Origin of the sequence: Candidatus Cyrtobacter comes (genome assembly GCF_034470605.1) — a bacterium.
Classification (GTDB): Bacteria; Pseudomonadota; Alphaproteobacteria; order Rickettsiales; family Midichloriaceae; genus Cyrtobacter; species Cyrtobacter comes.
Genome location: NZ_JARGYT010000075.1, coordinates 1 through 5999, shown reverse-complemented (window position 1 = coordinate 5999; position 5999 = coordinate 1). Strand labels below are relative to the sequence as shown.

At 34.6% G+C, this 5999-nt stretch carries 6 protein-coding genes; 2 read left to right on the top strand and 4 right to left on the bottom strand.

Annotated elements, in window-relative coordinates; genetic code table 11:
- Nucleotides 1-611 precede the first annotated feature (611 nt).
- Nucleotides 612-1331, bottom strand: coding sequence for a 3-oxoacyl-ACP reductase (locus tag Cyrtocomes_RS04900; RefSeq protein ID WP_322498078.1), 720 nt, complete (start codon nucleotides 1329-1331; stop codon nucleotides 612-614).
- 31 nt (nucleotides 1332-1362) lie between these two features.
- A complete protein-coding gene (locus Cyrtocomes_RS04895) occupies nucleotides 1363-2514 on the bottom strand; it encodes an acetyl-CoA C-acetyltransferase (RefSeq protein WP_322498077.1) in 1152 nt (383 codons plus the stop codon).
- A gap of 300 nt (nucleotides 2515-2814) precedes the next feature.
- Between Cyrtocomes_RS04895 and Cyrtocomes_RS04890 the strand changes: the two genes are divergently transcribed.
- On the top strand, nucleotides 2815-3093 hold the full coding sequence (locus Cyrtocomes_RS04890; protein WP_322498076.1) for an IS630 transposase-related protein: 279 nt from the start codon (nucleotides 2815-2817) through the stop codon (nucleotides 3091-3093).
- 210 nt (nucleotides 3094-3303) lie between these two features.
- Here the strand turns inward: Cyrtocomes_RS04890 and rsmA are convergent, their stop codons facing one another.
- On the bottom strand, nucleotides 3304-4101 hold the full coding sequence (gene rsmA, locus Cyrtocomes_RS04885) for a 16S rRNA (adenine(1518)-N(6)/adenine(1519)-N(6))-dimethyltransferase RsmA (RefSeq protein ID WP_322498075.1): 798 nt from the start codon (nucleotides 4099-4101) through the stop codon (nucleotides 3304-3306).
- An 84-nt stretch (nucleotides 4102-4185) separates the two neighbouring features.
- Here rsmA and Cyrtocomes_RS04880 point away from each other — a divergent pair, with 84 nt between their 5' ends.
- The gene (locus Cyrtocomes_RS04880; protein ID WP_322498074.1) at nucleotides 4186-4506 is read left to right on the top strand and encodes a DUF2610 domain-containing protein; all 321 of its coding nucleotides are present in this window, start codon (nucleotides 4186-4188) and stop codon (nucleotides 4504-4506) included.
- Between the two features lie 142 nt (nucleotides 4507-4648).
- Here the strand turns inward: Cyrtocomes_RS04880 and Cyrtocomes_RS04875 are convergent.
- Nucleotides 4649-5999: hypothetical protein (locus Cyrtocomes_RS04875; RefSeq protein ID WP_322498073.1), on the bottom strand; the 1351-nt coding region annotated here is incomplete at its 5' end.

Sequence of the window (5999 nt, the reverse complement as noted above, 5' to 3'; positions counted from 1 at the left end):
CCTCTTCTCTAAGAGAATACGCTCTTCCCATTCGAAAATATTATAACTAACCAATGATATTATCATCTTATTATATCAACCTCTTTTGCCTAGGCTATAGTTTAACTTAAATCACTATATAATTTTGCTTATTAGAGCAATAAAGAGATATAGTCATTTTATTTGAGATGGTACAATACTCCCTGTATTACAGCTTATTAGCTTTGTTTTTAATATGCTAATTTAACTTAAATAACTATATAGCTAAGATAGTATAAAATGGCGCAATAATTGCTCTAGCTTCTTAATTCCTATTTTATATGACGTTTCATACTGACTTAGCTATATCGCAGGTTCTACCAGTACCTAAATAGGAAAACTCAAGGTGTCAAGTTCTCCTCTTTATGTAGGGTTATGAAATTTGAGACATGGCGTCAGTTTTTGCTATTCTTATACCGTCTAAAGATATCTAAGGCTTTTTTGAATTGCAACTCAAAAATCCTATTCCTCTAATGGCGCATACGAAGTCTCGCATACACCATTAGCTCACTTATCCCAAAAACTATTTAATTTAGTGTTATCCAAAAATTCAAGGCTTTCTGAATTCCATTTTAAATTTATTTATCAAAAAACTAATACATTCTTAAGCCCCCATTAACTGGTAGTATAACGCCTGTAATAAAGGATGATGATTCACTTGCAAGGAATAAAGCAGCTTGAGCTACTTCCTCAACTTTTCCAAGCCTACCCATAGGGACATGAGCAATTATGCCATCAAGTATCTTTTGTGGTACGATATTCATCATTTCTGTATCTATATAGCCTGGAGCAATTGCATTTGCGGTAATACCATATCTTGCTACTTCCAAAGCGAGTGATTTTGTAAACCCTTCAATCCCAGCTTTTGCAGCAGCATAATTGGTCTGCCCAAGCATACCATGTGCATTGACAGAGCTTGTGCTTACTATTCTACCAAATTTTGCCTCTCTCATTTTTGGCAAGATAAGATTTGTCATATTGAAAACCGAGCTAAGATTTGTATCTATAACAGCATGCCAATTTTCTATAGATTGCTTGTGGAGCATGGCATCTCTTGCTATACCAGCGTTATTAAATAAAATTTCTATATTGCCCTCAAGCATATTTTCTGCTTTTTCTATTGCGGCTTTGCACTGAGAATAATCCGCAATATCCCATTTCAATGTTTTTATCCCAAACTCTTTTTCTAAAGCCTCAGCCGCAGAATTATTGCCTAAATAATTTGCAATTACTTTATGGCCCTGCTTATGCATACCAATTGCTATTGCCTTTCCTATCCCCCTAGTGCCACCTGTTATAAGTACTCTTCTCATATTATAAACATATTATAAAAAACTGTAAAAATTAACGTTCTAAACACATAGCGATTCCCATACCGCCACCTATACATAATGTTGCTATAGATTTTTTAACATCTCTTCTATGCATCTCATGGAGTAAGGTCGTTAATATTCTAGCGCCTGAGGCGCCAATAGGATGGCCCAAAGCTATGGCGCCACCATTAACATTAACCTTACTTGCATCCCAACCCATTTCATTATTTACACAAATAAGCTGTACAGCAAAAGCCTCGCTTGCTTCTATAAGACCAAGATCTGATACACTCCAAGATGCCTTTTTTAAAGCCTTCCTACAAGCTTCTACTGGCGCTATCCCCATTAGTCCTGGTTCTATACCACTTTGCTCAAATGACCTTATAATAGCCATTGGCTCCAACTTCCTCCTTTGAGCCTCTTTCAAGCTCATTAATAAAACTGCGGCCGCTCCATCATTTATTCCTGATGAATTACCAGCTGTTACGGTACCACCATCTTTTATGAATGCAGGCCTGAGTTTAGAGAGCTTCTCAAGGTCCATATCATGCCTAATAAACTCATCTTCAGAAAGTATATTACCATCTATTTGCATAGGAATTATCTCATTTTTAAAATGGGATAATTTTTGAGCTTTTGAAGCTTTTTGCTGAGATTCTAATGCAAAATTATCTTGCATGTTTCTAGTTATGGAATATTTCTTTGCCAACCCTTCGGCTGTAATACCCATATGTACACCTAGAAAATCGTCCATCAGACCATCTGTTAACATTAGATCTTGCATATCTATATTTCCCATTTTCCTTGCTGCCCTAATATTTACTGCAAATGGTGCGTTTGTCATACTTTCTTGCCCACCCGCTATTATTATTTTTGTAGGGTCTTCTAATATTGTAATGGCTGCAGCTCTAAGGCCAGAGCCGCAAACCTGGTTTAATATAAAGGCAGGTACACTTTCTGGAATACCAGCGCTTAATGCGGCTCTTCTTGCGGGGTTTTGCCCTGCGCCTGATAGCAATACCTGACCCATTATCACTTCCGAGATTTCCTTTGGAGAAACGCCAGTATCATTTAATATATTTTTTACTACTTCAGAGCCAAGCTCCCATGAGGTTTTTTTTGCTAAACCTCCACAAAATTTCCCTATTGGCGTCCTAAGAGCCTTTATTATAGCAACATCCATGTTCTTCAATAGATTTGATAATCAATATCAAAATGATATCAATATATTGATACATTTTGCAACAAAAGAATTGTAAATAAACATATTATCAATAGATGTATCAATACAATCTAGGGTAGATAATACTTTTTATTTTGTATAGTAACTTTTTTAAGCAAATTAATATATATAGTGATTCAAGCTGAATTAGCATAGGTAATCAATATATCTAAAGCGCTATAAAATGGCATAATATTTAGTGTATATAAATCATCAATCAAAATAGCTAATGACCTATCCAATACAATTTAGAAAAAAATAATGAAGCTGCATGAATCTGGTATGAAGTATGAAGAAGTATGGAAAAATCTGTCAATGAGAACCTTAAGCAGATGGAAGAAGGAAATAATGCCTAAAGCGAATAGAAATAAGCCAAAAATCAATAAAGAGGCTTTAATGGAAGATATTAGAAAATATCCGGATTCGTATGGATACGAACGAGCAAAAAGGTTATGTGTAAGCAAGTCTAGTATTGCTTACGCGATGAAACTATTGTCAGTAACATATAAAAACACTGGAAAAATATGCAAAAATTTATAAACAATGCTGGCTACTTTATCTACACTCTCCTGCCAATTGAGAAAAAATGGGCTCAAGCGCAGAGCCATTAACTGCTCCTTAGATCAATTATTCACCTCTTTTTTAGTATGATATTTTATAACGGTTTAGCTATATCTCTCAGAAATACTTAATATGGCGTTATTATTAACAGCTTCACATAGCTAAGCATTTTGATTCTCCAAAATGTGACTAAACATCATATTTTTCCTCTATGGAAAACCTTGTCAGCAAGTGAAAATCATTCAATGATAGATCTTGAGCTCTTTTTTGTGAATCTATACCAAGATCATTAAGAATTGCTTTAGTATTATTACCAAAAAGCAGAAGGAGCGAATTTGAAATTTTTTTTCTTCTTTGGGAGAAAGCATGAAATGTGACTATTTCTAGTGTTTGGAGAAATTTTTCTGTATATTTTTTGCCATTGTTTTTCATATAAACAACAGAAGATGTAACTTTAGGCTGCGGATCGAAACACTCCTTTGCAACATCAAAGCATATACATGAATCATAAACTGTTTGTGTTATAATGCTTAATCTTGAATATTCTGCATCTTGATAGGTATTAGTGATTCTAAGCGCCACCTCTTTTTGCACCATTACTATTATCTCTTCTATAAGAGAGGATGAATATACCCATTTTAAAAGTAATGGTGTAGCAACACTGTATGGTAAGTTCGCTATTATTGAATACTTTTCTGTATAATAATCAAAATTATCTAAAGCATCCCCTATTTGAAAATTGAAATTTTCATTTAATTTTTTAATCTCTAGCAGAGGCTGCTCAAATCTGTGGTCTTTTTCTATTGCAAAAAGATATTTCGGTTTTTGTAATAATATACTGTGTGTCAAGCTTCCAAAACCTGGTCCTATTTCTAATATTCTTTTTTCAGAAATATCTGAAGCTAATGAAGGTATTTTATGAGCAATTTCCTTATCTATTAAAAAATTTTGACCTAATGATTTTTTTGCGTAAAATTTTATATGCATGGTGTTTTTAAAAACCTGAGTTAACATCGTAGTTACTTGTTCAACTATCTATTACCATACGATATGTCTTCACAAAACCTTTCTATGAGAAAAAAAAGAGAACTGAGGGATGGAAAGCGATCCGAGATACATGAACTTGAAGTACCGTGTGTATTTGGTAACCGTCAGGAAAATGTAAAGCTGTATATAGGTAACCCTGATCACAAACATACACCTACACATTTTCAAGAAACATTGATTAAAGTTGAGAGAGGCGGCCTTATACCTAAAGAAATTTCTGATGGCTTGCAATCAATAAGAAACTTAGCAAAAGAAAACGGAGTATCATTTTTAGAGTTGTGTGGATATGCAATAAAATCACTATCTGTTGTTAAAAATAAACCCAATGATAAAAAAGAATCATAGAACAGCACCATGTACCAAAGGGGCAGAAGATATACCAGAAAGGCAAAAAGATTCGCTCTTTAAGATACATGGCCCCTACCCGCATTCTTCTCTAAGTGGCTAATACCTTTAGCCCGTAAAGAGTAATTAATTGAGAGATTAGTTAAAATATAAACTTTACACCAAAATCCACACTAGCATTTTTAGCTTGATTTATAGTCGCCTGTTTATCTTTTAGTATAATATCACCATGCACCTTGTTGAAACCAGCTTCAAAAGTAAAATTGATATTCTCACTCATACTATATGAGAAAATAATTGATGATCCAAAGCTAAAGAAGTTTTCTTTATGTTGATCAATAGATATAGCAGAGTTACCTAAGTTAACCTTTGCACCAATCATAAACTTTTCGTTTATGTTAAACATACTAGAGACTGAAACAGAAGCTCTGTTCAATTTTATATCAAAAGATTCTGATTTATCTGCGCCATGTGTATATTCAAACCCAACCTCAATTGGATTTTCCTCTAATAAAGATAATGAACCAGAAATAGTTTTATATTTCTCTGAGAAACCAAACCCAAGTATTACATTCTTATACTGCCCCTTTATAGTTGCAGAAGGATTAAATTTCTCAAATGGTGAAGAAATATTAGCATTATCTTTTGCTACATGTCCATTTTCCTTCCCAGGACCTTTAATAGCATTACCAGATTTAGTTTCTTCAGCAGATGATGAGCCCTTAGAGCTAGATCCACTACTTATACCAGCTTTAGAGTTGATATGTTCAGCATTACCATCTTTCTGATGACATTCAGGAAAAGCAGCGCCAGAAAAAGCAGCATAATAATACGCTTCATCATTTAACGGCTTGCCTCCAGACTTAGTATGATCAGCCTGCCCTATAGTGGGATTGCTACTCTTTATATCAATCCCACCTATATTAGCATCTGCACTACTACTATCTACATCATTAACACTCTCTGTACCAATCACAGACTTGCTAGTATCTACATTAGTACTATTACACACAGAATGAGCATTATTACCTAAGTCAATACCCCAAAATTGAGTGTTATTTTTTTCACATTTCTCAGACGCTTTGGCAGCGCTATTTATATTGGCCGCAGGCGCTTCGACTGTTATATTATTATACACAGCAACGTTAGCATCTTGCACATTGCTTGGTGTAGCAAATTGAGTGCTATTTGTGCTCGCTGCGGGCTCGCTGCCCTCTATATTATTAGGTGCTGACTTAGCACTTGCCCCAGATAGTATGCCCAAAGGTGGCGCAGCACTTACAGAATCAGAGCTCTTATTACCTTTGTTGGCAAAAACCTCTAATACTTGGGTTTTTAATATATAGCACGGATCATCCTCTGAATCTTGAGAATCTTTACACTTGATATAAGGGTTAGGCACTGTTAACAAAGGTTTTGCCAAATAATGGAAAAGATGCAATATTATATTGGAGGCGATAAATATGGTATTTAGATGGATAAAAGGTTGTTTC

Coding starts and splice junctions, on each gene's coding strand:
- Cyrtocomes_RS04900 (WP_322498078.1), bottom strand. CDS start 1,331: ATGAGAAGAGTACTTATAACAGGTGGCACTAGGGGGATAGGAAAGGCA.
- Cyrtocomes_RS04895 (WP_322498077.1), bottom strand. CDS start 2,514: ATGGATGTTGCTATAATAAAGGCTCTTAGGACGCCAATAGGGAAATTT.
- Cyrtocomes_RS04890 (WP_322498076.1), top strand. CDS start 2,815: ATGAAGCTGCATGAATCTGGTATGAAGTATGAAGAAGTATGGAAAAAT.
- rsmA (WP_322498075.1), bottom strand. CDS start 4,101: ATGCATATAAAATTTTACGCAAAAAAATCATTAGGTCAAAATTTTTTA.
- Cyrtocomes_RS04880 (WP_322498074.1), top strand. CDS start 4,186: ATGAGAAAAAAAAGAGAACTGAGGGATGGAAAGCGATCCGAGATACAT.